At 68.0% G+C, this 25732-nt stretch carries 23 protein-coding genes; 8 read left to right on the forward strand and 15 right to left on the reverse strand.

Annotated elements, in window-relative coordinates; translation table 11 throughout:
• Positions 1-58 precede the first annotated feature (58 nt).
• The 4 genes from icd (at position 59) to AC07OC_RS02835 (ending at position 7549) form a co-directional block, all read left to right on the forward strand.
• Entirely contained in the window at positions 59-1321 is a 1263-nt protein-coding gene (gene icd, locus AC07OC_RS02820) for an NADP-dependent isocitrate dehydrogenase (RefSeq protein ID WP_494600368.1), read from the forward strand.
• Between the two features lie 325 nt (positions 1322-1646).
• Complete coding sequence (locus AC07OC_RS02825; protein WP_218338506.1) at positions 1647-3497, forward strand: PAS domain S-box protein; 1851 nt, start codon at positions 1647-1649, stop codon at positions 3495-3497.
• Positions 3494-3889, forward strand: coding sequence for a response regulator (locus tag AC07OC_RS02830; RefSeq protein WP_218294899.1), 396 nt, complete (start codon positions 3494-3496; stop codon positions 3887-3889). The genes AC07OC_RS02825 and AC07OC_RS02830 overlap by 4 nt, the downstream gene beginning before the upstream one ends.
• 18 nt (positions 3890-3907) lie before the next feature.
• On the forward strand, positions 3908-7549 hold the full coding sequence (locus tag AC07OC_RS02835) for an EAL domain-containing protein (protein ID WP_494600369.1): 3642 nt from the start codon (positions 3908-3910) through the stop codon (positions 7547-7549).
• A gap of 50 nt (positions 7550-7599) precedes the next feature.
• Here AC07OC_RS02835 and mmsB read toward each other — a convergent pair whose 3' ends face one another.
• From mmsB to AC07OC_RS02890, 11 genes are all read right to left on the reverse strand, one after another.
• Positions 7600-8493, reverse strand: coding sequence for a 3-hydroxyisobutyrate dehydrogenase (mmsB, locus tag AC07OC_RS02840; protein WP_218294901.1), 894 nt, complete (start codon positions 8491-8493; stop codon positions 7600-7602).
• 106 nt (positions 8494-8599) lie between these two features.
• Positions 8600-8989 carry a DUF488 domain-containing protein gene (locus AC07OC_RS02845; protein WP_218338508.1) on the reverse strand — a complete coding sequence of 130 codons (390 nt, stop codon included), beginning with the start codon at positions 8987-8989 and terminating at the stop codon, positions 8600-8602.
• Positions 8990-9019: 30 nt separating this feature from the next.
• On the reverse strand, positions 9020-9463 hold the full coding sequence (locus tag AC07OC_RS02850; RefSeq protein WP_218294903.1) for a TfoX/Sxy family protein: 444 nt from the start codon (positions 9461-9463) through the stop codon (positions 9020-9022).
• 71 nt (positions 9464-9534) lie between these two features.
• Positions 9535-10701, reverse strand: coding sequence for an acyl-CoA dehydrogenase family protein (locus tag AC07OC_RS02855; RefSeq protein WP_369642527.1), 1167 nt, complete (start codon positions 10699-10701; stop codon positions 9535-9537).
• A 45-nt stretch (positions 10702-10746) separates the two neighbouring features.
• The gene (locus AC07OC_RS02860; protein ID WP_218339046.1) at positions 10747-11127 is read right to left on the reverse strand and encodes a lysozyme inhibitor LprI family protein; all 381 of its coding nucleotides are present in this window, start codon (positions 11125-11127) and stop codon (positions 10747-10749) included.
• Between the two features lie 198 nt (positions 11128-11325).
• Entirely contained in the window at positions 11326-12849 is a 1524-nt protein-coding gene (locus tag AC07OC_RS02865) for a CoA-acylating methylmalonate-semialdehyde dehydrogenase (RefSeq protein WP_218338510.1), read from the reverse strand.
• Between the two features lie 223 nt (positions 12850-13072).
• The gene (locus AC07OC_RS02870; RefSeq protein ID WP_218338511.1) at positions 13073-13615 is read right to left on the reverse strand and encodes a phage tail protein; all 543 of its coding nucleotides are present in this window, start codon (positions 13613-13615) and stop codon (positions 13073-13075) included.
• 12 nt (positions 13616-13627) lie between these two features.
• Positions 13628-14815 carry a type 1 periplasmic-binding domain-containing protein gene (locus AC07OC_RS02875; RefSeq protein WP_218338512.1) on the reverse strand — a complete coding sequence of 396 codons (1188 nt, stop codon included), beginning with the start codon at positions 14813-14815 and terminating at the stop codon, positions 13628-13630.
• Positions 14812-15840, reverse strand: coding sequence for a sulfotransferase family protein (locus AC07OC_RS02880; RefSeq protein ID WP_218338513.1), 1029 nt, complete (start codon positions 15838-15840; stop codon positions 14812-14814). The genes AC07OC_RS02875 and AC07OC_RS02880 overlap by 4 nt, the downstream gene beginning before the upstream one ends.
• Positions 15828-16676: an aspartyl/asparaginyl beta-hydroxylase domain-containing protein gene (locus tag AC07OC_RS02885; RefSeq protein ID WP_218338514.1), complete on the reverse strand. Its 849-nt coding sequence runs from the start codon at positions 16674-16676 to the stop codon at positions 15828-15830. Before AC07OC_RS02885 ends, AC07OC_RS02880 begins: the two co-directional genes overlap by 13 nt.
• Complete coding sequence (locus AC07OC_RS02890) at positions 16673-17509, reverse strand: hypothetical protein (RefSeq protein WP_218338515.1); 837 nt, start codon at positions 17507-17509, stop codon at positions 16673-16675. The genes AC07OC_RS02885 and AC07OC_RS02890 overlap by 4 nt, the downstream gene beginning before the upstream one ends.
• A gap of 444 nt (positions 17510-17953) precedes the next feature.
• On the opposite strand from AC07OC_RS02890, the gene AC07OC_RS02895 reads away from it, so the two are divergent.
• The 4 genes from AC07OC_RS02895 to AC07OC_RS02910 all read left to right on the forward strand — a co-directional run bounded on the left by AC07OC_RS02895 (position 17954) and on the right by AC07OC_RS02910 (position 20697).
• On the forward strand, positions 17954-18877 hold the full coding sequence (locus tag AC07OC_RS02895; protein WP_218338516.1) for a LysR family transcriptional regulator: 924 nt from the start codon (positions 17954-17956) through the stop codon (positions 18875-18877).
• A 114-nt stretch (positions 18878-18991) separates the two neighbouring features.
• The gene (locus AC07OC_RS02900) at positions 18992-19351 is read left to right on the forward strand and encodes a hypothetical protein (protein ID WP_218338517.1); all 360 of its coding nucleotides are present in this window, start codon (positions 18992-18994) and stop codon (positions 19349-19351) included.
• The gene (locus AC07OC_RS02905; RefSeq protein WP_218338518.1) at positions 19338-19790 is read left to right on the forward strand and encodes a YiiD C-terminal domain-containing protein; all 453 of its coding nucleotides are present in this window, start codon (positions 19338-19340) and stop codon (positions 19788-19790) included. The genes AC07OC_RS02900 and AC07OC_RS02905 overlap by 14 nt, the downstream gene beginning before the upstream one ends.
• Positions 19791-20127: 337 nt before the next feature.
• Positions 20128-20697: an EF-hand domain-containing protein gene (locus AC07OC_RS02910; protein ID WP_218338519.1), complete on the forward strand. Its 570-nt coding sequence runs from the start codon at positions 20128-20130 to the stop codon at positions 20695-20697.
• A 151-nt stretch (positions 20698-20848) separates the two neighbouring features.
• Here AC07OC_RS02910 and AC07OC_RS02915 read toward each other — a convergent pair whose 3' ends face one another.
• The 4 genes from AC07OC_RS02915 to AC07OC_RS02930 all read right to left on the reverse strand — a co-directional run bounded on the left by AC07OC_RS02915 (position 20849) and on the right by AC07OC_RS02930 (position 25725).
• Positions 20849-21007: a DUF3309 family protein gene (locus AC07OC_RS02915; protein WP_007856361.1), complete on the reverse strand. Its 159-nt coding sequence runs from the start codon at positions 21005-21007 to the stop codon at positions 20849-20851.
• Positions 21008-21247: 240 nt separating this feature from the next.
• On the reverse strand, positions 21248-22882 hold the full coding sequence (locus AC07OC_RS02920) for a DHA2 family efflux MFS transporter permease subunit (RefSeq protein WP_255590773.1): 1635 nt from the start codon (positions 22880-22882) through the stop codon (positions 21248-21250).
• Between the two features lie 15 nt (positions 22883-22897).
• Positions 22898-24202, reverse strand: coding sequence for an HlyD family secretion protein (locus AC07OC_RS02925; RefSeq protein ID WP_255590774.1), 1305 nt, complete (start codon positions 24200-24202; stop codon positions 22898-22900).
• Positions 24203-24255: 53 nt separating this feature from the next.
• On the reverse strand, positions 24256-25725 hold the full coding sequence (locus tag AC07OC_RS02930; protein WP_370627703.1) for an efflux transporter outer membrane subunit: 1470 nt from the start codon (positions 25723-25725) through the stop codon (positions 24256-24258).
• Between the last annotated feature and the right edge of the window lie 7 nt (positions 25726-25732).

A 25732-nucleotide genomic window follows, 5' to 3' on the forward strand; every position in this document is an offset into this window, starting at 1 on the left:
AGAGCGCTTTGCCCAATTCGCTGAATCCCGTTTCAGCCACCCCAGGAGACACCCGCCCATGACCAGCTACCAGCACATCAAGGTGCCCGCCGAAGGCCAGAAAATCACCGTCAACGCCGACATGTCGCTGAACGTGCCGGATCAGCCCATCATCCCTTTCATCGAAGGCGACGGCACGGGCCTGGACATCACGCCGGTGATGATCAAGGTGGTGGATGCCGCGGTGGCCAAGGCCTATGGCGGCAAGAAGAGGATCCACTGGATGGAGGTGTACGCCGGCGAGAAATCCACCAAGGTGTATGGCCCCGACGTGTGGCTGCCCGAAGAGACGCTGCAGGTGCTGCGCGAGTATGTGGTTTCCATCAAGGGCCCGCTGACCACGCCCGTGGGCGGCGGCATCCGCTCGCTGAACGTGGCGCTGCGCCAGGAGCTGGACCTGTACGTCTGCCTGCGCCCCGTGCAGTATTTCAAGGGCGTGCCTTCGCCCCTCAAGGAGCCCGAGAAGACCAACATGGTGATCTTCCGCGAGAACTCGGAGGACATCTATGCCGGCATCGAGTTCGAGGCCGAGTCCGACAAGGCCAAGAAACTCATCAAGTTCCTGCAGGATGAGATGGGCGTGAAGAAAATCCGTTTCCCCAACACCTCGGGCATCGGCGTCAAGCCCGTGTCGCGCGAGGGCACCGAGCGCCTGGTGCGCAAGGCCATCCAGTACGCCATCGACAACGACAAGCCCAGCGTGACCATCGTGCACAAGGGCAACATCATGAAGTACACCGAAGGCGGATTCCGTGACTGGGCCTATGCCCTGGCGCAAAAGGAGTTTGGCGCGCAGCTGATCGATGGCGGCCCGTGGTGCAAGTTCAAGAACCCCAAGTCGGGCAAGGACATCACCATCAAGGACAGCATCGCCGATGCCTTCCTGCAGCAGATCCTGCTGCGCCCCGCCGAATACTCGGTGGTGGCCACGCTCAACCTCAACGGCGACTACATCTCGGACGCGCTGGCGGCCCAGGTCGGTGGCATCGGCATCGCGCCCGGGGCCAACATGTCCGATTCGGTGGCCTGCTTCGAGGCCACGCACGGCACGGCGCCCAAGTACGCCGGCAAGGACTACGTGAACCCGGGCTCCGAGATTCTCTCGGCCGAGATGATGCTGCGCCACATGGGCTGGATCGACGCTGCCAACCTGATCATCCGCTCGCTGGAAAAGTCGATCGCCTCCAAGAAGGTGACCTACGATTTCGCGCGCCTGATGGATGGCGCCACGCAGGTGAGCTGTTCCGGTTTTGGCCAGGTGATGATCGACGCGATGGACTGACCGCCGCCGGCGCGCCGCGCGGCACGGATGGAGCCCCTGATCTCCGTGAGGATTTCAGGGGTTTTTGTTTTTCGGCCTCCCACGGCGGATGGCGAAGATGGGTCGGGGTATGGCGCATCGCGGCTTGGGCCGCGCGGTCCCGGGGCGGCCCGCGCCCAGGCGGCCGGGGCGGGTGATCCGCGGGGCAGTTGAGTGTTGGCTATTTGGAGATTTCCCGCCTAAGATGGGATCCGCCATTGGCGAGGGCAATGAGGGCGAAGGCCGCTGCCGTCTGTGCGCGTTGGGCGCGCTGCGCAGGGAGATGGCCTCACACAGGGAGGGCTGCATGGCATCTGATTTTTCCGCCGCATACTGGGAGCAAAACCCCGATGCGCTGCTGGTGCTGTCGCCCGAGGGCATGGTGCTCAACTGGAACCCCGCCGCCGAAGCGATCTTTGGCTACGCGCTGGCCGAGGTGCAGGGCCGGTCCCTGATGGATCTGATCGTTCCCGAGGGACGGGCCCATGAGGAAGACGAGATCCGCGCCGAGGCATTGCGCGGCGTGACGGCGGTGCACGAGTCGGTGCGCCGCCGCAAGGACGGCTCGCTCGTGCACGTGAATGTCTCCACCAAGGCGGTGCGCGATGACGGCGGGCAGCTGCTGTACTTCCTGTCCAGCAAGAAGGATGTCACCCAGCTCAAGGTCCAGCGCGAGGCCAAGTTGCTGGAGGCACGGTTTCGCGACCTGCTCGAATCCACGCCGGATGCCATCGTGATGGTCAATGTGACCGGACGCATCGTGCTGGTGAATTCGCAGGCCGAGCGCGTGTTCGGCTACGAGCGGGCCGAGCTGCTGGGGCAGGCGGTGGAAGTGCTTCTGCCCCACCGCTACCGGGGCGCGCACCTGGGGCACCGCAGCGGCTTCTTCGGGGCACCGCGCACGCGCACCATGGGAGCGGGCCTGGAGCTGTATGGCCTGCGCAAGGGGGGCACCGAGTTTCCGGTGGAGATCAGCCTGAGCCCGATCCACACCGAGGAAGGCGAGATGGTGATGAGCGCCATCCGCGACATCACCGACCGCAAGCGGGCCGACCAGAAGTTCAAGGACCTGCTCGAAGCCGCGCCCGACGCCATGGTCATCGTCGACCGGGATGGCAGCATCGTGCTGGTCAATTCCCAGGCCGTGAAGCTGTTCGGCTGGAGCCGCACCGAGTTGCTGGGCCAGAAGATCGAATTGCTCGTGCCCGAACGTTTCAATGCCCGGCATCCCGAGCACCGCCACCGCTTCTTCGTCGAGCCACGCACCCGCTCCATGGGGGCGGGCCTTGATCTGTACGGACTGCGCAAGGACGGCTCCGAGTTCCCGGTCGAGATCAGCCTGAGCCCGCTGCAGACGGAGGAAGGCCTTTTCGTCTCGAGCGCGATCCGCGACGTGACCGAGCGCAAGCGGATCGAGCGGGTCTTGCGCGACAAGAACCTGGAGCTTGAAAATGCGGCCTTGGTCAAAGACCGCTTCCTGGCCAGCATGTCCCACGAACTGCGAACCCCGCTCAACGCCATCATCGGTTTCACGGGCACATTGCTGATGAAGCTGCCGGGCCCGCTCAATCCCGAGCAGGACAAGCAATTGCGCATCGTGCAGACGGGGGCGCGGCACCTTCTTTCCCTCATCAATGACCTGCTGGATGTGGCCAAGCTCAGCGCCAACAAGGTGTCGCTCAACATCGAGGCGCTCGACTGCCGGAGCATCGTCGCGGAAGTCGCGGCCACGCTGGAGCAGGAGGCCGGGCGCAAGGGGCTGGCGTTCAGCGTGCGCGCGCCCGCCCAGGCCGTCACCCTGCACACCGACCGCCGGGCGTTCAGCCAGATACTCATCAATCTGGTGGGTAATGCCATCAAGTTCACGCCGGAGGGGTCCGTGGAGGTGGTGCTGGAAGAGACGCTGTCGCCGCAAGGCCGCACCGTGCAGGTCCGGGTGCGGGACACGGGGCCCGGGATCGCGCCGCAGGAGCAGTCCCGGCTGTTCGAGGCGTTCTCGCGCGTGGAGACCGCCGACCGGCGCCACCACGAAGGCACGGGCCTGGGCCTGCACCTGAGCCGCAAGCTGGCCGAGGCGCTGGGCGGCAGCGTCGGCTTTGAAAGCACCGAAGGGCAGGGCAGCACGTTCACCGTGGAATTCCAGGAGACCAGCGCATGAAAGCCACCATCCTCGTCATCGAGGACGATGACGCGAGCCGGGAACTCGTCACCTACCTGCTGGAGGCCGCGGGCCACCGCGTGCTGGCCGCCGAGAATGGCGCGCTGGGCATGGGGCTCGCGCTGGCGGAATCTCCCGACCTGATCCTGTGCGACCTGCAGATGCCCGTCATGAACGGCTACGAGGTGGCGCAGAGCCTGCGCTCCCACCACGCGTGGCGCGTGGTGCCGCTGGTGGCCGTCACGGCGTTCTCCATGCCGGGCGACCGCGAGAAGGCGCTCGACGTGGGTTTCGACGAGCACCTTTCCAAGCCCATCACGCCCGAGACCTTCGTGAAGCAGGTCGAGGCATTTCTGGGCTCCTCGTTTCACGCGCCGCCTGCGGCGGCCTGAAGCAGCTACGGCGGCAGCATGGCCAAGATCCTTGTCGTGGATGACCTTCCGGCCAACCGGGCGCTGGTGGCCACGCTCATAGGACACAGCGGCCACCAGGCGCTGGAGGCGGCGGACGGCGCCCAGGCGCTGGACGTGGTGCGGGCAGAACGCCCGCAACTGGTGATCTCCGACATCCTGATGCCCACGATGGACGGCTATGAGTTCGTGCGGCAGTTGCGTGCCGATCCCCAGCTCGCCGCCACGCAGGTGATTTTCTACAGCGCGCATTTCCGCGAGCAGGAGGCGCGCAACCTGGCCCTGGCCTGCGGGGTCGCCCAGGTGCTGGTGAAGCCCTGCGAGCCGCAGGACATCATCGCGGCCATCGAGCAGGCGCTGTCGCAGGTTCCGCCACAGCCCGTGCTCCCGCTGGAGCACAGCTTCCAGACGCGGCACCTGCAGCTCATGGCGGACAAGCTCACCGGCAACGTGGCCGAGCTGGAAGCCATGAACCGCCGGCTGGCGGCGCTGACCGACCTGAACCTGCAGCTGGCGTCCGAGCGCGACCCGCAGGTGCTGCTGGCCAGCGTCTGCCGGGGTGCGCGGGACCTGGTGGGCGCGCAGTACGTGGTGCTGTGCGCCGTGCGCAAGGATGGCCATGCGGCCCTGGTCTGCACCAGTGGCATCGATGCCGCCGCGACGGGGGTGCTGGACCTGCCCGTGGTGTCGCACGGCCTGCTGGGCAGCGTGCGCGCCGAGCGGCGGGCGCGGCGGGTGGCCAACGCCAGCGGCGACCCCCGCGAGGTGGGCTTGCCGGCGGGCTATCCGGCGCTGCACTGCGGCCTGATCGCGCCCATCACATCGCTGTCGTTCTCCTATGGCTGGATCTGCCTGGCCAACAAGCCCGGGTCGCACGAGTTCAGCGCCGAGGACGAGAAGATCCTGTCCATCCTGGGGGCCCAGGTGGGGCGCATCTACGAGAACGGAAGCCTGTACGCGGAGGTGCAGCGCCATGCCGACCAGCTTCAGTTCGAGGTGATCGAGCGCAAGCGGGTCATCGAAGAGCTCCGGGCCAGCGAGGCGGGCCTGCACCGCGCGCAGGTGCTGGCCAAGATCACCCATGTGATCAGCAGCCAGGACGGCGTGTTCGAGAGCTGGCCCGACACCTGCCCCCAGATGCTGGGCGTGGAGCCGTCGGCGATGCCCCGGTCCGCGCGCGAATGGCTGGCCCTCGTGTATCCGGACGACCAGCCCTTGTTCCGTGAGCGCGCGCTGGAGGCTGCCACCGAGGGCGTGCGCCTGGATTTCAACTACCGCCTCGTGCGCGCAGACGGCGCGGTGATCCACCTGCGCCAGGTCATGGAGCCTTTGCTGGCCGACGATGGCGTGGGCAGCGACACCGTCCGCTGGTTCAACACCATCCAGGACATCAGCGTGCAAAAGCGCGCGGAGGAAGAACTGCGCGAGAGCGACCGCCGCTTCAACGACATGCTGGACAAGGTGGAGATGATCTCGCTGATGCTCGACTGCGAGGGGCGCATCACCTATTGCAACGACTACCTGCTGCGCCTGACCGGGTGGCGGCGCGACGAGGTGTCCGGCCAGAACTGGTTCTCGCTGTTCGTGCCGCCCGAGCAGGTGGATGTGCGCGACGTGTTCGCCGACCTGCTGGCCGACCGCCCTTCTGCCTGGCACTACGACAACGAAATCATCACCCGCGGCGGCGAGCGCAGGCTGGTGCACTGGAACAACACCGTGCTGCGGTCGGCGGGCGGCCAGGTGACCGGCGTGGCCGCGCTCGGGGAGGACATCACCGAGCGCAAGGAGGCCGAGCACAAGATCAAGCGGCTCAACCGCGTGTACGCCATGCTCAGCGGCATCAACACGCTGATCGTGCGCGTGCGCAAGCGCGAGGAGCTGTTTCACGAGGCCTGCCGCATCGCCGTGGAGGAAGGGCAGTTCAAGATCGCGTGGCTGGGCAAGGTGGACGCGGCCCGCCAGCAGCTGGTGCCGGTGGCGCTCTCTGGCGCGGGAGAGGACTTCCTCGCGCACATCCGGGACCGGCTGCGGCTGCACGACAAGCCCACCCCGGGCGAGAGCCTGAGCGCGGAGGTGGTTCGCACCGGGCTGCCCGCCGTGTGCGACGACGTGGTGGGCGACCCCCGGATCTTGCTGCCCGGCCTGCTGGCGCAGCGTGGCGTGGCGTCGCTGGCCATGCTGCCGCTGGTCGTGGCCCACGAGGTGGTGGGGGTGCTGGCCCTGTTTTCCGAAGAGATGGGGTTTTTCGACGAGGCCGAGATGAAGCTGCTGACCGAGCTGGCCGGCGACATCGGCTTCGCGCTCGACCACCTCGACAAGGAAGACCGGCTGAGCTACCTAGCCTACTACGACGAGATCACCGGCCTGCCCAACCGCACGCTTTTCCTGGAGCGCGCCGGCCAGCACCTGCGGCCCCGCGAAGGGCCGCGGCCGCTGCTCGGGATCGCGCTGATGGACATCAGCCGGTTCCGGTTCGTCAATGACACGCTGGGGCGGCAGATGGGGGACGAGCTTCTCAAGCAGGTGGCGCAGCGGCTGCAGCATGCGGCGGCCGATGTGCACGGCGTGGCGCGCATCGGGATCAACAGTTTCGGCATGGCCGTGGCCGGCGCCCGCGATGCCGGGGCCGTGGCGCTGGTGGTGGACCATCTCATGCGCAGCTGCTTTGATGCGCCCTTCCTGCTGGGGCAGACCGAACTGCGCATGGCCGCCAAGGCAGGGGTGGCCCTGTACCCCATGGACGGCGTGGATGCCGAAGCGCTGCTGCGCAACGCCGAGGCCGCGGTCGGCAAGGCCAAGGCATCGGCCGACAGCCTGCTGTTCTACACCTCTGAAATGAACACCCGCGTGGCCGAGGCGCTGAGCCTGGAAGGCCGCCTGCGCGAAGCGCTGGAGCAGGGCCAGTTTGTTTTGCACTACCAGCCCAAGCAATGCCTGGCCAGCGGCGTCGTGGCGGGCGCCGAGGCGCTGATCCGCTGGAACGATCCGCACCGGGGCCTGGTGCCACCGGGGCTTTTCATTCCCATCCTGGAGGAGACAGGCCTGATCTACGACGTGGGCCGCTGGGCCCTTCGCCAGGCGCTGGCGGACAACCGGCGCTGGCGGCAGGCGGGCCACGCGCCGCTGCGCGTGGCGGTCAATGTGTCGTTCCTGCAGCTGCGGCACCGCAACTTCGTGGCCGAGGTGCGCGAGGCCTTGGCCCTGGACCCGGGGGCAGGCAGCGGGCTGGAGCTGGAGATCACAGAAAGCATGGTGATGGAGGACGTGGAGCACAGCAGGCGCAGCCTGCACGCCCTGCGCGAGATGGACATCACGATCGCCATCGACGATTTCGGCACCGGGTTCTCATCGCTGAGCTACCTGGCCACGCTGCCGGCCGACACGCTCAAGATCGACCGCTCCTTCATCCTGGGCATGGACACCGGAGCCCAGGGGCAGGCGCTGGTGTCCACCATCATCAACATGGGGCACTCGCTGGGGCTCAAGGTGGTGGCCGAGGGGGTCGAGACGGACGACCAGTGCCGCCGGCTCGCACTGCTGGGCTGCGACGAGATCCAGGGCTACCTGCTCAGCCGGCCCCTGCCCGCGGACGTGTTCGAGGCCCAGTTCCTGGCGGGTTCCGCCGGCGTGCCCGCGCATTGAGTCCGGCGGCGGTCCCGTGGCGGGCCCCGCCGCCGCGCCGCCGCGTGGTGTCAGTGTTTTTGCACCAACTTGATGATGCTGGAGAAATCCAGCGCGCCATGGCCCGCCAGGCTGTGTGCGGCATACAGGCTGCGCGCCAGGCCGCCGAGCGGGGTGGAGGCCTTCACGGCCGCGGCGTTCTCCTGCGCCAGCCCCAGGTCCTTGAGCATGAGGTCGGTGCCGAAGCCGCCCGCATAGCCCTTGCTCGCCGGCGCGGTCTCCATCACGCCGGGCATGGGGTTGTACTTCTCCAGCGCCCAGTTGCCGCCCGAGCTGCGGCGCATGATCTCGGAGAGCACCTTCGGGTCCAGGCCATTGGCCACGCCCAGGGCGATCGCCTCGCTGGTGCCGGCCATCAGGATGCCCAGCAGCATGTTGTTGCAGATCTTGGCCGTCTGGCCCGCGCCCACGGCGCCGGCGTGAAAGATGTTGGCGCCCATCTTCTCGAGCACGGGGCGCGCGCGTTCCAGCGCCGGGGTGTCGCCGCCCACCATGAAGGTCAGCGTGCCGGCGATGGCCCCGCCCGTGCCGCCCGAGACGGGCGCGTCGATGAAGTCCATGCCCCGTGCCTTGGCGGCCTCGGCCACCTTGCGCGACGTGGCGGCGGCGATGGTCGAGCAGTCGATCACCAGCGTGCCCTCGGCCAGCAGCGGCAGCAGGCCGGGTTGCCGGTCGCTGCCCAGATAGAGCGTTTCCACGTGCTGGCTGGCGGGCAGCATGCTGATGACGACCTCGGCCCCTTGCACGCAGGCGCCGGCGTCCGTCGCGATGCGCACGCCATCGGCGGCGAGCTTGTCGCAGGCCGGCTTGGAGAGGTCGAAGGCGCCCACGTCGTGGCCCGCCTTGTGCAGGTTCAGGGCCATGGGGCCGCCCATGTTGCCGAGGCCGATGAATGCAATCTTCATGGTGTGTTTCTCCTGGATGTCGTTGTGGTGGTGAATCGGGTTGGTATGAAATTGATAGCTGCCAGCGCTTGTTTTCAAAGGGCTACCGGCCGAAAAGGCTTGAAAATCACTCGGCGAAATCTGCGCCGCGGGCTTTCAGCTCCGCGCGCAGCACCGAGCGGTGACAACGCGATTCGTCCTCGCAGTAGCAGCCCAGCGACATCGCGGCGTGGCGCGAGAGCGCGGCCAGCAGGTCCAGCGTGCGGCTGGCCTCGGGCTGGGCCAGTTCCTTGCGGAACTGCTTGACGAACGCGTCCCACTCCTTGTCCGTCTGCGCCTGCTGGCCCTGGGCCATGAGTTCGGCCGTGGGGGACAGCAGGGGGTACCACACGTCGTAATAGTCGCGGCTGGCGAACTCGGTCTTGGGCACGCCACGCGGCGGGCGGCGCACGGTGCCGATGCGGGTGCCTTCCCCGGCGGCGCGCGGGGTGCCGAGGCGGACGATGCGAAGGGGCATGGTGGTGGGCTCCAGGGAGGGTGGGGCAGATCAGTCGTCGGCTTCGAAGATGCTGTGCTTCTTCGCGGCGGTTTTTTTGGCGGGCGCTTTCCTGGCCGCGGCCGGGGTGTTGGTTGTTTTCTTCTTGCGCGGCGATGCCTTGGCCAGCGGGTTGTAGGCCAGGGCTGCTTCGAGCCAATGGTTCCACTGTGCGCGCGTGGCGTAGCCATTGGGCTCCACCCAGAAGTAGCCCTTCATGCCGCCGCCGGGCGAGAGCTCGCGGGTGTTCTGCATCTCCTGCACCTCGCCATGGCGCTCCGGCGGCAGGCGCACCAGCAGTTCCTCGCCCTTGACGGCGACACACATCTTGCCGTCCACAAAAAACGCATGGGTGCCGAACAGCGGGCGCTCCTCCACGTCGCTGCGGTGCGCGAGCGCCGTGCGCACGGCGTCGATCAGGTGCAGGGTTTCGTCGGAGAGGGGGCGGGCGGGCATGGTTTCAGGTTAAATAGGCCGCTAGCGCTTGATGGATAAGCGCTGGCAGCTATAAAAACAGGAGTTTTTGCCTAGCGGATGGCCTCCGTCGCATCCCCGTCCAGCATGCGCCGCGCAATGATCACGCGCATGATTTCGTTCGTGCCTTCCAGGATCTGGTGCACGCGCGCGTCGCGCAGCAGGCGCTCCAGCGGGTATTCGCGGATGTAGCCATAGCCGCCGTGCAACTGCAGGGCGTCGTTGATGACGGTGAAGCCCGCGTCGGTGGCGAAGCGCTTGGCCATGGCGCAGTAGGTGGAAGCGTCGCGGGCCCCCGCGTCCAGCTTGCTGGCGGCCAGGCGCACCATCTGGCGCGCGGCCACGAGTTCCGTCGCCATGTCGGCCAGCTTGAACTGCAGGGCCTGGAAGCTGGCGATGGGTTTGCCAAACTGCTTGCGGTCCTGCATGTATTGCTGCGCGGCGTTGAGCGCGCCTTGCGCCGCGCCCACCGAGCAGGTGGCGATGTTGATGCGGCCGCCGTCCAGGCCCTTCATCGCGATCTTGAAGCCTTCGCCCTCGCGGCCCAGCAGGTGGTCGGCCGGGATGCGCACGTTGTCGAAGCTGATGGTGCGCGTGGGCTGGCTGTTCCAGCCCATCTTGTGTTCCTTCTTGCCGTAGGTGATGCCGGGTGCATCGGCTGGCACGGCAAAGGCGCTGACGCCGCTAGCGCCCGAATTCGCGTCGCCCGTGCGCGCCATGAGCACCAGCACGTCGGTGCTGCCTGCGCCGCTGATGAAGGCCTTGCTGCCGTTGATGACGTAGTCGTGGCCCACCAGTTCGGCACGCGTCTTGAGCGAGGCGGCGTCGGAGCCTGCGCCGGGCTCGGTGAGGCAGTAGGACGCGAGCTTCTCGCCCGTGGTCAACAGCGGCCCCCAGTGGTCGCGCACGACGGGGGTGGCCCAGGTGCCCAGCATCCAGGTGGCCATGTTGTGGATGGTGATGAAGGCGGTGGTGCTGGGGTCGATGGCGGCCATTTCCTCGAACACCAGTGTGGCGTCCAGGCGGGGCAGGGCGAGGCCACCGGCGTTCTCGGGTGCATACAGGCCACAAAAGCCCAGCTCGCCCGCCTTGGCGATGGCTTCCTTCGGGAAGATGCCCTCGGCGTCCCACAACGCCGCGTGGGGCGCGAACTCGGCTTGCGCAAAGTCGCGGGCCGTCTGGGCAAAGGCGCGTTGTTCTTCGGTGAGTTCAAAGTCCATGGTGTTCTGTCTCGTCGTCGGTTCTTGTTGTTCTGGGCGCCCGGTTCAGGGCCTGGCGGATGGGTGGTCCAGCGTCAGCCAGCGCATCAGGCCCTTGCGGCGGGTCTCGGTCTCCGTCGTCAGACACTCGTGGTACAGGCGCGGCCACTGGGGCTGCGACTCGGCACTGCGCGTGGCCTGCTTGCAGCGCGTGGTGCGTTTGCGCTGCCAGGTCGTGTGCTCCTGCCGCAGCTGGGGCCGCTCGTGGGCCGACAGGGCGCGCATCACATCACCGTAGAGGATCGCGATCTGCGTGTCTGCCGCCTGAAAGGCCTGCACGGCGCAGGCATTGGTTTCGTCCACGCTGCCGCCGGGCTTGCAGGCGGCACCGGCCTGCGCGTGGGCATTGGCTCCCACCAGCATCACGCAAGCCGCACCGAAGACCATGGCCCATCCCCGCATCATTGTCAGATCAATTTGCATGCCCCGCTTTTACCATCGACCACAGTGGTCACGACTGGCGCGGCCTAAGGCCAGTGCCACCGTGCAAGGGCCGCCCCGCCGCACGGGTGGCGTCCCCCTTCCGCATCGCGCAGCGATGCAAGAGAAGAGAAGGGGGAAGGCGCGCAGCGCCTCAGGGGGATGTCACTTCAAGCTAATCGTCGTGTTCACACCATGCGACGTGGTGCTGTCATCAAACCAGCGGGCCGTCACCGTCTTGGTCTGCGTGTAGAACATGACGACCTGCTTGCCGTAAGGGCCCAGGTCGCCTAGCTTGGACGCGCGCGAACCCGTGAACGAGAACAACGGCACTGGCACGGGGATTGGCACGTTGATGCCGACCTGGCCCACGTCGATTTCTTCCTGGAACTTGCGCGCTGCCGCACCCGACTGCGTGAAGATGGCGGTGCCGTTGCCGTTGGGGTTGCTGTTGATGAACTCGATGGCTTCGTCGATGTCGGCGGCGGGCACCAGGGCCAGCACGGGGCCGAAGATTTCCTGGTCGTAGATGGCCATGCCGGGCTTCACGTTCGAGAAGATCGTCGGGCCCACGAAGTTGCCCTTTTCATAGCCGGGCACCGTGGGCTTGCGGCCGTCCAGCTCCAGCGTGGCGCCGTCGGCGATGCCGCGTTCGATCAGGCCTTCCACACGCGAGAGCGCCGCACAGGAAACGAGCGGCCCCACGTCCGTGCCCTTTTCGGTGCCGCCGTTGACCTTGAGCGTCTTGGCCTTGGCCACCAGATCGGGAATCCACTTTTGCGCCTCGCCCACCAGCACCACCACGGGCAGTGCCATGCAGCGCTGGCCGGCGGCGCCGAACGCGGCACCGGCGATGGCGTTGAGCGACTGTTCCTTGTTCGCGTCGGGCAGGATGATCGCGTGGTTCTTGGCGCCCATCATGCATTGCGCGCGCTTGCCGGCCAGGGTGGCGCGGTTGTACACATGGGTGCCCACCTTGGTGGAGCCCACGAAGGAGACTGCCTTGATGTCCTTGTGGTCGCAGATCGCGTTCACGGCCATTTCGCCGCCGTGGATCACGTTGAGCACGCCGGGTGGAATGCCCGCTTCGAGCGCCAATTCGACCAGGCGCATGGTCACCATGGGGTCCTGCTCGGAGGGCTTGAGCACGAAGGTGTTGCCCGTGGCAATCGCCATGGGGAACATCCACAGCGGGATCATGGCCGGGAAGTTGAAGGGGGTGATGCCCGCGCACACACCCAGCGGCTGGAGCAGGGTGTAGGTATCGACGCCACCGGCCACGTTGTTGGCCAGCTCGCCCAGCTGCAGGTTGCCGATGCTGGCGGCGTGTTCCACCACTTCCAGGCCACGGAACACGTCGCCTTCGGCGTCGGGCAAGGTCTTGCCTTGTTCGGCCGTGAGGATGGCGGCCAGCTCGGCCATGTTTTCGCGGATGAGCTGCTGGTACTTGAGGAAGATGCGGGCGCGCGTGCCGATGGGCGTCTTCTTCCAGGTCTTGAACGCTTCCTTGGCCGAGGCCACGGCGGCATCGATTTCTTCGGCCGTGGCAAAGGGCACGCGGGCCAGCACCTCTTGCGTGGCGGGGTTCACCACGTCGCGCCACTCGGTGGTCTTGGACTCGACGAACTGGCCGCCGATCAGCAGCTTGACGGTGGGGGCCAGTGCGGCCACGTGGGTGGGTGCGTTCATGGTTTTGTCTCCGGGGGGTTGCAAACGGCCCGCGGTGCAGGCCAACCCGTGCATGTTATGCGTGCAAATATGTAATTACAATGCCGCAAACTGCAACGCCAATGTGCCTTTATGCACATCGTCAGGACAACCTGGAGCAAGCTCGGAGCCGTGTGGGATGCCAGAAAAAAAAAAGGCAACCGCTGCCGTTTGCCTTTTTTCGCTTGCTCCCGCTGGGGAGCACTCAGTTTCTGGACGGGAATATGCCCTCCAAGGCGATGATGTAGTTGAGGCCCAGGTAGGGCTGCATAACGGAGAACGGCTGGTTGCCCCCGGTACTGCCTGTCGTCGCGCTGCTCATGGCCAATTGGGTATTCGCGGTGCTGCTGGCTGCATACTGGGCATTGCGCTGGTTGGACCCCGCTGGTATGGCAAGGGGGCCGGGCTCCTGCACCGTGCCCAGGGTGGTGGATGCCGGGATCGTGGGCGCGGCATGCGTATGCGCCGGCATTTCCGTGCTGTTGAGGGTATGTGTGGGGCTGCCTGAAACTTCCCCCAGATCCACTAGCGAAAGTCCCGGACCCTGCCCCGTGCCAACGGGAACACGGCCCCGGAGGTCTGGAAGCCCAAAGGTGGTCTGCCCATTGCCGCCATAGGTGGTGCCCAGCAGGGAGAACAGGGCCGTGTTCTGGGAGATGCTGAGTAGCTGCCCGTTGCACAAGGCCCATCCACGGGGGGCGAAATTGCCGGCGAACATCCTGATTTCAGCAATAAGCGGGTTACTCATAGTCGTTCCTCATCAAGTCAAAAAGTAGCCAGTGGTCCAGCCTCCGTTGGCGCGGGCGGACGGGGATAAAAGGGGTGCGGCGTGGCGCTGGAGCCAAGTTGAGGCATTTGGAGCAGCGCGTTCCCACAGGCTGCCCGTGCTGTCACTGCTGGCGCTTGACCATTGGCGCTCGCCGCGGGGGCCCGACAGGGGGGTGGCGCGCAATTCAGACCAGACATCCTTCGCGTTGCTTCCCGGCAAAGCTGCCACCAGCGCAGAGCCCACGCTACTGCCAGCCTCGGCCCCCAGCAGGGCCGGGGCGGTCCACGCCAAACCTGCCCGCTCGAACTGCAACTTCCAGCGTGGCTCGGCATGTTCGGGTGTAGGCCAACTGGAAACGGACCAGGCGCGCATGCCGGCGTTTTGTTCAAGAAGCCATGGAAACCCCGCCAGCTCGGTGCGCAGCAGGGGCTGCTGCACTTGCCACCACTGCGTGAACCGTTGCGTCTGGCTGCCCGAGAACAATGCGACCACGACGTCTGGCTGCTGGGAAATGATGGCCTCGCGCAGTTCGCCGAACTCGTGGAGTCGCCCTGGTGCGCCTGCGATATGGCGGCCCACGATCTGCCCGCCCAGCGTGCGCCAGCGGTGCTGGAAGGCCTGGATGAAGTCATACCCCGACTCGTGCCAGCCCATCGACAGGAAAGCGCGTGGACCGCACTGCGCATACACCTTGTCGGCAAGCGCTGATGCCATGGCGCATAGCTCGAGGCTGTGGCGAACTTGCAGGGGGGTGTGCTCCGAAGGGGCTGCGATGTCGGCCCCGCTGTCGCTGATCCAGAGGGGTACACCGGCCTTTTCCGTCAGGGCTGATACCTTTTTCGCCAGCAATGGGGGCATCCACCCCATTACCGCATCGATCCTGCCGCCCTGCAGCGCAGACCCGATGGCTTGAGCGGGGGCTGCAGGCAAGGGGCCTGCGGACAGCCAGGTCAGCCCGACCTGCGAGGCGCCAGCCTGTGCAAGGCCCAGCTCCACGCCCCGCCGGTAGTCGTGCGCAAGCTGCGGCAGCTTTTCTGACGCGGGCGCGATGCCCAGAATGTGCCACTGGGGGCGGGACGAGCCGGTGGATGCGAGAACAGGTGCCGAGAGCTGGACGCCAGTAGCCGCCACCGCTCCGCCCGTGGCCAGGAAATGGCGCCGATGCAGGGGCGCGATCATGGCAGTGCCTCCTCAACCAGCGGATGGGAGGCCGCCGGACGGTGGGACTGGCGCAAGTCCTGAATCCTCTGGTAGTGAGGGGCGATCCATTGCGCGGTCAGGGATTGGAGATGGTCGCTTGCCATGCTGTGTTTGGTTTCCGTGTCTGGAACGTAGGCTTGGTGGGGGTGCTTGCCGTGCCGCGTGATGCGTTCGCGCATCCGCGCACGGTCATCTGCCGGCATCTGCCAGCGCATGTGGGCCAGCAGGTCTGTTTCGATGGCGCCGGGTAGCTCGGTGTGGTCCAGCAGCAGTGTGCGTGCGGGGTCGAACTCCCGGGCCATGGCTCCATAGATGTCGCCCAGTACCCGTGCGCAGTAGAGTTCATGGGGCATGAGGGCCAGTTCCTGGAAGCTCAGGCCTTCCAGGCAGGCGCCCAGCGTGCCCGGCACCAGGAAGAACGCGCGCTCCCGCATTTGCGACACCAGCACCGACAGCGGTTCCCGGGCGAGAAACACCCAGCGCGCTTCGGGCCAGGCATCGGCCACCAGCGGGGCCTTGTCCGTGTTCCAGGCGTCGAGCTTGATGCTCACGGATTCGAGCCGTGGGCTGGCGCTGTCGCAGCGCTGGGCCCAGGCGCTGACCCATGCGCGCAATGCACGCACGACCTGCGCCTTGTCGATGAGCCCGCTGGGCAAGGCCTGGCGCAGCAGAAAGTCCACCGGAGCGGGCTCCGACAGTTGCAGATGGTGCGGGCTTTCCGCCAGCGCCTGCGTGATGAGCGTGGAGCCACAGCGCGACACGTGGAAGATGACGAGCGAGGGGTCCAGGCCCGGCGACCGTTCATGCCAGGCCAGCAGGTCGTGAAGCGGCGTCTGGCGCCGGAACGCCAGATGGAAGGGGTGCTGCATCTGGCTCTGGATGCCGTGCTGGAAGAAGGGCTCGCGCAGCGGCTCGTCGAGCATGCGGATCCAGTCCACCATCACCTGGCCCTTGGCGATGTAAAAACGGATCGGGCGCCAGCCGCTGAAGTTCACAGAATCCATTGTTCCACCCACGCGCGGCGCCCGGCCTTCATGGCCGACTCCACATCCGATGCGTCAAATTGAAAGCCGGCGTCCTGTCCCATGCGCACCGATTCCTGCACGAACTCGGCGGTGTTGGTGATGGCGCTGAGCCTTGCGGAGTGTTCCGCATCCGCTCCCACGAAGTCGCGAAACCGGATGAACTGGCTCCACGGGTCGCTGGGGTCGGGCAGGGGCTCGCCGGCATCGCTGGCGCGGAAGGCCTCGAACAGGCGCATGTCCACCGAGGTGTCCGCCACCAGGTGGACCCGGGTCTGGCTGCCACGGTTGCGAACCCGGTGCGGGCGCGATACGTCGACGTACCAGCACTCGCCAGCCCGCAGCGGGATGCGCTCGCCATCGACATGGAAGAACACCTGCTCGCCCGTCTGCAGCGGCACGTGCAGGCGGGCCTCGCCCCGCGCCGCGCACACGCCGGCATCGGTGTGCTCCTTGATTTCGCAGCCCGGCAGCAATTGCATGAGCCGCACGGACTTCCAGGGCAAGGCCATGGTGTCCAGCATGGCGCGCAGCGTGGGGCACTGTTCCAGCGCGGGCGTGTCGGCATAGCCCGATGCCGGCACTTCAACAGGAACGACATCGATGGGGGCCTCGGGCGCGGAACGCAGCGCGAGGGCCTGCCAGCCGCCATCGTGGCGGCCCTCGTTGAAATGGGTGCGCCACAGCGAGGAGGGCAGGGCGTTGACTTCGGCCAGGGCCGCAGCGGCGTCGAACCGCCAGGGCAGCCGGGCTGTTTGCATGCCCTGCACCATCAGGCCCTGGGGCTGTGCTTGCGCAGGTGATTCCAGAGGCGTCATTGCGCGCAGATGGCGTAGGCGATGCAGGCCGACGTCAGGGTGGGAACGCGGTAGGAGTTCAGAAGCCGGATGCTCCAACTTTGCACCGAAGCGCCGCAAGCGCCGCCCGCCGTGGGGTAGTTGGCGGCCATGAACACGCCGCCCGTATCGATCCCGCCAGCCCCGCTGGCACCCTCGTACCCTCCCCCTACAACCTTCTCCCCGGGCAGGCAGCAGGCGGTCGCATTGCAACTGTCCGTGGTGCCGGTGCCGGTTGCGGTCCGCACATTGACACTGAGCGAGCCCGCAGGGCCTGGGAGGCCGGTCGCGCCCGTGGCACCCGTGGCGCCCGCAGGGCCTGTGGCGCCCGTGGGGCCGGTGGCTCCCGCCACGCCCGGAGCGCCGTTGCTACCCGCCGCGCCCGTGGCGCCGGCGGGGCCTGCCGTTCCGGTCGCGCCGGTCGCGCCAGTGGGGCCGGCGGCCCCGGTAGCGCCCGTGGTGCCTGCCGGGCCGGTGGCGCCGGTCGTTCCGATGGCTCCCGTCGCGCCGGTCGGGCCGGTCGCTCCCGTGGCTCCGGACGCCACGCCGGGGGCGCATTGCCCCAGCCGCCCGGACGGGCCGTCAAAGCACAGGACGCTGGTGTTCGTATTGGGCGTGCCCGACAGGCTGGGGACCAGCACTTCGCCGGAGCCTTGCACGCGCAGCCTGTCGGTGTTGGAGGGGCCTTTGATCACAAAGCCGCCACCGACAGGCGGCGTGATGCTCACATCCGCCGCATGGGCACCCAGGGTGGCCAACGCCAGGCAGGCCTGGCCGGCCCAAAGCGACTTGTATGAGAGAGTGGTGCGTGTCATAGATGTCTGAGGCTAAGGAAGCGGGGAGGCAAGAAAAGCGGGGCGTGGCCCGGGATGCGCGGAAAGGAAGCCCGCCGCGCGCGGCTTCCCGAAAGATGCAAGGAATGGGCCCGGGGCGCGGAGGCTGGCGCGGAGAAGCCCGGCACGGGCTTGTTTCTGGCGGGCAGCCGCGGGGGGCTGCATGAATGCATTCATCCTGTCCTCCCTGTGTATCGGCGGCCTTGGGGAATCCCTGGGCTCTTGTGGCTGTGCGCGGTCCCGCTGCTCGGTGCCGGGCGCGGCTGGAGTGTGCAACAAAAAACACAGAGTGTAAATTTTTAACAATCATCGCGTTTACAGCGAAAGGCGCCTGGTGCAGGAAAGGAGGAGGGCGAGCCCGGGGGCGTGCAGGCGTCGCATCCTCTTCTTCCTGGCGACGGGCTCCGAGGGCGCCACAATCGGCCCATGGATTGGGATCATTTCCGCTACTTTCTGGAGCTCGCGCGCGCCGGCACGCTGGTGGGCGCCGCACGCCGCCTGGGCGTGGAGCACACCACCGTGTCGCGCCGCCTGCAGGCGCTGGAGAAACAGGTGGGATCGGCCCTTTTCGCCCGTGAAGCCGGGGGCCACCGGCTCACGGAAGCAGGGCGGCAGCTGATGCCCAAGGTGGAGGCCATGGAGGCCGCGTTCCTCGCGGTGGAGAGTGCGGCGCCTGGTGTGCGGCAAGGGCTGCACGGCCTGGTGCGCATCGGCACCACCGAGGGTTTTGGCAACCTGATCCTCGCGCCGCAGCTGGCCCGCTTCGCACAGAACCACCCGGGCCTGGTGGTGGACCTTCTGGCGCTGCCCCGCCTGGTGCACCTGTCGCGGCGCGAGGCGGACATCGTGATCTCCCTGGAGCGCCCCGTGCGGGGCGCGGTGCTGGTGGTCAAGCTCACCGACTATGTGTTGCAGCTCTACGGCGCGCGCGACTACCTCGCCGGCCATGCGCCCGTCCACACGGCCGACGACCTGCGCGGCCACACCTTCATCAGCTATGTGGACGACCTGCTGTTCAGCAAGGAACTGCAAATCCTCGACGAGCTGCACCGCCCCGCGCATTTCGTGCTGCGCAGCACGAGCATCCTCGCGCAGTACGAGGCGGCGCGCGCCGGTGCCGGGCTGGCGGTGCTGCCCGCGTTCGTGGCGGCCCAAGATCCCTCGCTGGTCCCGGTGCTGCCCGGGGTGGCGCGGTTCCAGCGCACGTTCTGGATGTCGATGCCCGCCGAGAACAAGCACGTGGCGCGCATGCAGGCCACCTGGGCGTTCTTGCGCGAGGCCGTGGCGGCCCGGCAAGGGTTGCTGCTGCCTTCCATTGGTGCTACTGATTTGGGAGCTGCTAGCGCTTGATGGAAAATCCTTACGGGCGCTTTTCATGAATTTTTTGCAGTGCCGCGTGTCCCGGCACCGGTGATTGCACCGCGGGGCCTGGCACGGCGGCATCGCCGATGAAGGAGACCTGTGATGGCCAAGTACCGGATATTGAGCCTGGACGGCGGCGGCCTGCGCGGCCTGATCACGGCACGGCTGCTCGCGCGGCTCAACGGCCATCCGCAGATCGCGGGCTGGCCGGACGTGCTGCTGCTGCCGCGGACTACCAGACCGCGCAGTTGCCGCAGGCGGCGGCTGCCATCGTGGACACGCAGGCGCAGCGCCCTTGTGCAGCCCGTCCACCCCTTGCGTGAGGCTGCCCATGCGGGCCGGCCCGGCCTGAAAGCGGCGCCCCTGCGGGCCCGCCGTGGCAAAGTGGCGGCTTGCGGCGGGCCACACTTCCGCCAACGCTTCCCCGTGACCCTTCAGAGTGCACGCCGTGACTCCCCTTGACCTCCAAGCCTATCTGCACCAGCACATTCCCCTGTCCCACGCCATGGAGGTGACGGTGGTCGACGCCACGCCGCAGCAGGTGGTGCTGGCCGCTCCGCTGCGGCCCAACATCAACCACCGCGATACGGTGTTTGGCGGCAGCGCATCGGCCGTGGCGATCCTGGCCGCCTGGTCGATGCTGCACTTGCGCCTGTCGGCCGAGCAACTGGGCAGCCGCCTGGTGATCCAGCGCAACACCATGGACTACCTCGCGCCCATGGCCGGCGCCTTCACCGCCGTGGCGCAGGCGCCCACGCCGCAGGCCTGGCGCTCTTTCACCCGGATGCTGCAGCGCAAGGGGCTGGGCCGGATCGTGCAGGCGTCGGCGCTGCACTGCGATGGGCGGCCAGCGGGGCGGCTGGAAGGAGAGTTCGTGGCGTTCGGGCCGGGTTACCCGTAGGGCAGGGCCCTGGGCGCACGCCGACTGCGGCGGGCCGCCGGGGCATCCAGCCCCCGGGTTTGTCCCCGCGCTCCGGGCAGGCGAGACGCCGGCGTGCTCCAACGCTGGGGCACGGAGCGCCGCATCGCAGCCGGGATGTGCCTGACAGGTGCCTGACAGGTGCCGAAATGGGGTCCAAAGGGTGCTTTCATCCTGCCACTGCGTCGTGGGGCGCGGCGTACCCTTCATGTCCTGGGCGAAGCGGTGATCACGGTGGCCTTGTCCTTTTGTCTTCTCCAAGCAAGGACCAGCAGGAAGGGCCAGGACACCGGGCTTTGTCCCACAGGAGTCCATGGCGATGTCACCTCTTATCTCCGGCCTTGCGTCCGTAGCCTCTCTGATCTTCAACGCAGCCTCCAGCGGGCCGGGCAAGTCCGCCGCATCGCGGCGCGGCGCTGGCGCGACCGAGCCTGAGCCCTCCACGGTCCTCACCCTGAGTCCGCAGGCCGAGGCACTGGCGGGGTTTGCAGGAAAAGGCATTCTGGTCTCGCAGGGCAAACTCGACGGCCCCGCCGTGGGCGCGGTGGGGCGGGGCGGCGGTTCGGTGCCGGCGGGGGCTTCCGGCGCATCGGGCGGCCGGTCGGTCTCCAGGGAGGATTTTCGGGACCTGCTTGCCCGCTTTGGTGCCACCGAGGCCCAAACCGAGCAGCTGACGGCAGGTTTTGACACCAACAAGGACGGCTCCATCTCGCAGGATGAATTCCTCAAGGGCCTGGCCAGTACCAAGGGCGCCCAGGCGGGCAGTGGTTTTTCGCAGGCGGTGATGCAGCTCATGGACCAGGGCGGCAACGCGGATGGCACGGTGGCGCAGAAGGAGTTCGCGGCGTTCTCGACAGCCTTCGTGGCAGCGGGCCAGCGCCGGGCGTGAAAAGCCGGCCGCAGGGGCATCGAACCCGGTGCCGCCAACGGGCATAAAAAAACGGCGCTTCCAAGGAAACGCCGTTCTCTTGCGGGGCCGACAGGTGCCGCCACCCCCTTGCGGGAGCAGGGCCCCCGGCCTCAGCCGGGAGGCGTCGTCGTCATATCCTGCCCATCAGCAGCAGGATCACGAGAATCAGCACCACCAGCCCGATCCCGCCGCTGGGTCCGTAGCCCCATGAGCGGCTGTGGCCCCAGGTTGGCAGTGCGCCAACCAGGATGAGGATGAGGACGATCAGCAGAATCAGCGAGAGCGACATGGCAGTTCCTTGTTGTGTGTTGCGGTGACTGCATTGTTGGGGCGCCCCCCGGGGGCCGGCCGAAGGTGCCACGCCCGCCTGGAGGTCAGGTTTTTCCGACGTGGCCTGTGGGAGGCCGCGCAGTGCCGCAGGGCGCGGCAGGTGGCTTGAGTGCTATAAAAAAAATAGCTGCCAGCGCTTGTTGTTAAAGCGCTGCAGCCATTTTCCGGTGTTATTCAGCTGCTGCCGGCCCGCTGGCCCTCAATGCGCTCCGGCCGCGTCGGCGGCGCCCGGGCCCTGGGCCCTGGGCGGCCGCCTGGTCAGCCAGATCAGCCCGATCAGCAGCAGGAACAGCCCGGCCGATCCGAGGAAGATGTCGTTGGCCGCGCGGGTGAATGCCTGCTGGTCGATCAGCCGGTTCACCTGCGCCAGCGCCTGCAACTGTGTCAGGCCCGATGCCATCAGGTTGTCCAGCGTGATGGCGAACACGCCCTGGCCCTGCACCAGGCCCTCGGTCAGGTGCGCATGGTGCATGGCGGCGCGGCTTTCCCACAGCGTGGTGGCGATGGACGTGCCCATGGCCCCGGCGGTGATGCGCACGAAGTTGCTCAGCCCGGCGGCGGCCGGAATGCGCTCGGGCGCCACCCCTGCCAGCGTCAGCGTGGTCAGCGGGATGAAGAAGAACGCCATGGCCGCACCCTGCAGCAGCGTGGGGATCAGGATGTGGATGAAGTCGGTCTGCACGGTGAACTGCGAACGCATCCACAGCACGATGCCGAACACGATGAACGCGCCCGTCGCCATGCGCCGGGGGTCCCACTGGCCGACCTTGCGGCCCACCAGCGGCGTGAGCAGGATGGCGAAGATGCCCACCGGCGCCAGTGCCATGCCGGCCGAGGTGGCGGTGTAGCCCATCCACTGCTGCAGCCACAGCGGCAGCAGCACCACGTTGCCGAAGAAGAGGGCATAGGCCACCGACAGCGCGAGCGCGCCGAAGGTGAAGTTGCGGCCCTTGAAGAGCTTGAGGTCCACCACCGGGTGCTTGTCGGTGAGCTCCCAGACCAGGAACACGGCGAACGCCACCACGGCGACGACGGCCATGATGATGATCTCGTTGGAGGCGAACCAGTCGAGCTCCTTGCCCTTGTCGAGCATGAGCTGCAGCGCGCCCACCCACAGCACCAGCAGGGACAGGCCGACGGTGTCGATCGGCAGCTTGCGGATGGGTGTCTCGCGCTTGCGGTAGATGCCCCAGGTGAGCACGCCGGCGAGCAGCCCCACGGGCACGTTGATGTAGAAGATCCACGGCCAGGAGATGTTGTCCGTGATCCACCCGCCCAGGAGCGGCCCCACCACGGGCGCGACCAGCGTGGTCACGCCCCACAGGGCCAGCGCCGTGCCGGCGAGGGCACGCGGGTAGCTGGCCAGGAGCAGCGTCTGCGACAGCGGGATCATCGGCCCGGCGACCAGGCCCTGCAGCACGCGAAAGAAGACCAGCATCTCCAGCGACGAGGCGAAGCCGCACAGCCAGGAGGTGAGCACGAACAGCAGCACGCTCATGGTGAACAGCCGCACTGCGCCGAAACGCTGCGTGAGCCAGCCCGTGAGCGGCACCGAGATGGCGTTGGCCACACCGAAGCTGGTGATCACCCAGGTGCCCTGGCCCGGGCTCACGCCCAGGTCACCGGCAATGGCGGGGATGGAGACGTTGGCGATGGACGAGTCCAGCACGTTCATGAACGTGGCCAGCGACAGCGACAGCGTGCCCAGCAGCAGGGCCGTGCCCTGCAGCGGGGGGTAGGCCGCAGGCGGCCCGGGCGGGGCGGCTGGCGGCGGCGGCGCGGCGGGCAGCGCCGAGGCGCCGGCCTGGTCCGCGGTGGGGTTGGCGGCAGTCATGGAAAAGACTCCGGCTTACTGCACCACAGGGGCGCGCACGGGGGCGGAGGCGTGGTTCTGTGCCTGCCCGGCGCTGCCGCCCGGCGTCTGGACCACCTTGGGCGAGGCCACGGCCAGGGCCTTGCGGCCCAGGTTGGCGGCGATGATCTGGGCCACCTCGTCGTCGGCGGCCTTGAACTGCGCGTCGAACACGGCGGTGGCGGCCACGGGCGTGGTGCGCTGGGTGTCGGACAGGGTCTTGCCGCTCTGGTCGGCCGTGTCCACCTTCACGTCCATCGACAGGCCCACGCGCAAGGCGTGTTCGCTGACTTCCTTGGGGTCGAGGGCAATGCGCACGGGCACGCGCTGCACCACCTTGATCCAGTTGCCCGTGGCGTTCTGCGCGGGCAGCAGCGCGAAGGCGGCGCCCGTGCCGGCACCCAGGCCGGCGACCTTGCCGTGGTAGACGACCTTGGTGCCGTACACGTCGGCCACCAGCTCGGCGGGCTGGCCGATGCGCAGGTTCTGCAGCTGGCTTTCCTTGAAGTTGGCGTCCACCCACAGGTCGTTCAGGGCCACCAGTGTCATCAGCGGGGCTCCGGCCTGCACGCGCTGGCCGACCTGCACGCCGCGCTTGGCGACGTGGCCGTCGAGCGGCGCCACCAGCTGGGCGCGCTGCACGGCCAGGTAGGCCTCGCGCACGCGGGCCGAGGCGCGCTGCACGTTGGGGTGCTGCTCGATGGAGGTGCCTTCGGTCTGCGTCTGGCTGGCGGCCAGTTGCTCCTGCGCGGCCACCACGGCGGCCTGGGCTGCGGCCACGGTGCTTTTGGCGGCGGTGACCTGGGCCGTGGCGTGCTGGAACTCTTCCTTGCCCACGGCGCCGCTGGCCATCAGCGGCGCGCGGCGGGCCACGTCGTCCTGCAGGCGGGCGGCTTCGGCCTGGGCGCGCGCCAGGTCGGCGCTGCGCAGGCTGACCTGGGCCTTCAGCGTGGAATTGTTGGCGAACAGGGTGCGCACTTCACGCACGGTCTGCGCCAGCTGGGCCTCGGCCTGCTCCAGCGCCACGCGGGCATCGGCGGGGTCGAGCTTGACCAGCAGCTGGCCGGCCTTCACGTAATCGGTGTCGTCCGCGCCGATGGAGACCACGGTGCCGCCGATCTGCGGCGTGATTTGCACCACGTTGCCCGCCACGTAGGCGTTGTCGGTGGTCTCCACATGGCGGCCATTGGCCCAGTGCCAGCCGCCCCAGCCGATGGCGGCCAGGGCCACGGCGGCGGCGATCAGGGTCAGGCCCCGGCGGCGGGCGGTGTTGGCTTCTTGGGAGGTGAGGGGTTCGCTCATGGCTGTGATCTTTCGGTAGGTGTTTGTTGTGTGTGTTTTTCGTGTGCCAGGAATCAGCGCGCGGCGGTGCGCAGCGTGTCGGTGTCGTCCGTCCAGCCGCCGCCCAGGGCCTTCATCAGCATGAGGCGGGTGTCGAGCTGGCGCGCGCGCAGGTCCACGGCCAGGCGGCGCTGGGCGAGCACCTGGCTTTCGGTGGACAGCACCACCAGATAGTTGCCCAGGCCCGCGCGGTAGCGCTCCTGCGCGAAGCGGTAGGCCTTCTCGGCGCTGGCGGCGGCATCGTCCTGCAGCGCCTGCTGGCGCTTAAGCGACTGCACCGAGGCCATGGCGTCGCCGGCTTCCTTGACCGCGTCGAGCACCATGCCGTTGTACTGGGCGATGGCGGCGTCGAGCTCGGCCTGGCGGCCGCCCAGCTGCGCGCGCAAGCGGCCGCCGTCGAAGATTGGCAGGCGCAGCGCGGGCGTCACGCCCATCTGGCGCGAGCCGGCGTTGAACAGGTTGTCCAGCCCCAGCGAGTTCAGGCCGATGAAGGCGCCGATGTTGATGTTGGGGTAGAACTCCGTGCGCGCGACCTTCACGCCCTGGGTGGCGGCTTCCACGCGCCAGCGCGCGGCCACCACGTCGGGGCGGCGGCCGAGCAGGTCGGCGCCCAGCGCCTCGGGCACGGGCGCGGGCTGCAGGGCTGCCAGCTGCGGGGTCAGGGTGGTGAGCGCATCGGGCGCCTGGCCGGTGAGCACGGCCACCTGGCGGCGCGCCAGGGTGATCTGCTCGTCCAGCGCCTCGATCTGCGTGCGCGCATCGGGCACGGCGGCCTGGGCCTGGGTCAGCTCGACCTGGCTGTCCAGGCCCGCGGCCACGCGGTCATTGGTCAGGCGGCGCTGCTCTTCGCGCTGCTCCAGCGCGCGCACCGCGACTTCGCGTTGCGACACCAGGCGCGCCAGGGCCACGTAGCTGCGTCCCACCTGGGCAGCCAGGGTGTTGGCTGCCGCGGCAGCATCGGCCTGGGCCGCGCGCGCCTGGCCCAGGGCGGCCTGCAGCTCGGCGGCGTGCTGGCCAAAGAAGTCGGGCGACCAGCTGAACGTCGCCTGCACCGTGCCACTGTTGTAGGTGTTGCCGGCCACCGGGGCGGGCACCAGGCCGTGCGCGGTGTAGCGCTGGCGCGTGGCGTCCACGCCCAGGTTCACCTGCGGGCCGCTGGCGGCTTCGCGCACCTGGCTCAGCGCCACGGCCTGCTCCAGGCGGGCGCGGCTCACGGCCAGGCTGGGGCTGCCCTGCAGGGCCTTGTCGACCAGGGCATTGAGCTGTGCGTCGCCCAGGGTGGTCCACCACTGCGACGGGGCGGCCGATTCGCTGGCCGAGGCGTTCAGACCCGCCCCGGCGGGCGTGGTCTGTGCCAGCGGCGTGTGTGCCGGCCCGGGGCTGGCGCAGCCGACCAGGAACAGGGCGGCCGCCAGCGCGACGGCCGAGACGGCGAAGTGGGCCGCCACGGCGGCGCGGGTTGAAAAGGGGGTGGGTTGGGACACGTCAATC

The organism is Acidovorax sp. GW821-FHT10E04 (genome assembly GCF_059415185.1).

Excerpts from the sequence above, each read along its gene's own strand:
- icd (WP_494600368.1), top strand. The coding sequence starts at position 59 with ATGACCAGCTACCAGCACATCAAGGTGCCCGCCGAAGGCCAGAAAATC.
- AC07OC_RS02870 (WP_218338511.1), bottom strand. The coding sequence starts at position 13,615 with ATGAGTAACCCGCTTATTGCTGAAATCAGGATGTTCGCCGGCAATTTC.
- AC07OC_RS02865 (WP_218338510.1), bottom strand. The coding sequence starts at position 12,849 with ATGAACGCACCCACCCACGTGGCCGCACTGGCCCCCACCGTCAAGCTG.
- AC07OC_RS02830 (WP_218294899.1), top strand. The coding sequence starts at position 3,494 with ATGAAAGCCACCATCCTCGTCATCGAGGACGATGACGCGAGCCGGGAA.
- AC07OC_RS02845 (WP_218338508.1), bottom strand. The coding sequence starts at position 8,989 with ATGCCCCTTCGCATCGTCCGCCTCGGCACCCCGCGCGCCGCCGGGGAA.
- AC07OC_RS02910 (WP_218338519.1), top strand. The coding sequence starts at position 20,128 with ATGTCACCTCTTATCTCCGGCCTTGCGTCCGTAGCCTCTCTGATCTTC.
- AC07OC_RS02835 (WP_494600369.1), top strand. The coding sequence starts at position 3,908 with ATGGCCAAGATCCTTGTCGTGGATGACCTTCCGGCCAACCGGGCGCTG.
- AC07OC_RS02900 (WP_218338517.1), top strand. The coding sequence starts at position 18,992 with ATGGCCAAGTACCGGATATTGAGCCTGGACGGCGGCGGCCTGCGCGGC.
- AC07OC_RS02920 (WP_255590773.1), bottom strand. The coding sequence starts at position 22,882 with ATGACTGCCGCCAACCCCACCGCGGACCAGGCCGGCGCCTCGGCGCTG.
- AC07OC_RS02880 (WP_218338513.1), bottom strand. The coding sequence starts at position 15,840 with ATGGATTCTGTGAACTTCAGCGGCTGGCGCCCGATCCGTTTTTACATC.
- AC07OC_RS02925 (WP_255590774.1), bottom strand. The coding sequence starts at position 24,202 with ATGAGCGAACCCCTCACCTCCCAAGAAGCCAACACCGCCCGCCGCCGG.
- AC07OC_RS02885 (WP_218338514.1), bottom strand. The coding sequence starts at position 16,676 with ATGACGCCTCTGGAATCACCTGCGCAAGCACAGCCCCAGGGCCTGATG.
- mmsB (WP_218294901.1), bottom strand. The coding sequence starts at position 8,493 with ATGAAGATTGCATTCATCGGCCTCGGCAACATGGGCGGCCCCATGGCC.
- AC07OC_RS02875 (WP_218338512.1), bottom strand. The coding sequence starts at position 14,815 with ATGATCGCGCCCCTGCATCGGCGCCATTTCCTGGCCACGGGCGGAGCG.
- AC07OC_RS02915 (WP_007856361.1), bottom strand. The coding sequence starts at position 21,007 with ATGTCGCTCTCGCTGATTCTGCTGATCGTCCTCATCCTCATCCTGGTT.
- AC07OC_RS02890 (WP_218338515.1), bottom strand. The coding sequence starts at position 17,509 with ATGACACGCACCACTCTCTCATACAAGTCGCTTTGGGCCGGCCAGGCC.
- AC07OC_RS02850 (WP_218294903.1), bottom strand. The coding sequence starts at position 9,463 with ATGCCCGCCCGCCCCCTCTCCGACGAAACCCTGCACCTGATCGACGCC.
- AC07OC_RS02825 (WP_218338506.1), top strand. The coding sequence starts at position 1,647 with ATGGCATCTGATTTTTCCGCCGCATACTGGGAGCAAAACCCCGATGCG.
- AC07OC_RS02855 (WP_369642527.1), bottom strand. The coding sequence starts at position 10,701 with ATGGACTTTGAACTCACCGAAGAACAACGCGCCTTTGCCCAGACGGCC.
- AC07OC_RS02860 (WP_218339046.1), bottom strand. The coding sequence starts at position 11,127 with ATGGTCTTCGGTGCGGCTTGCGTGATGCTGGTGGGAGCCAATGCCCAC.
- AC07OC_RS02895 (WP_218338516.1), top strand. The coding sequence starts at position 17,954 with ATGGATTGGGATCATTTCCGCTACTTTCTGGAGCTCGCGCGCGCCGGC.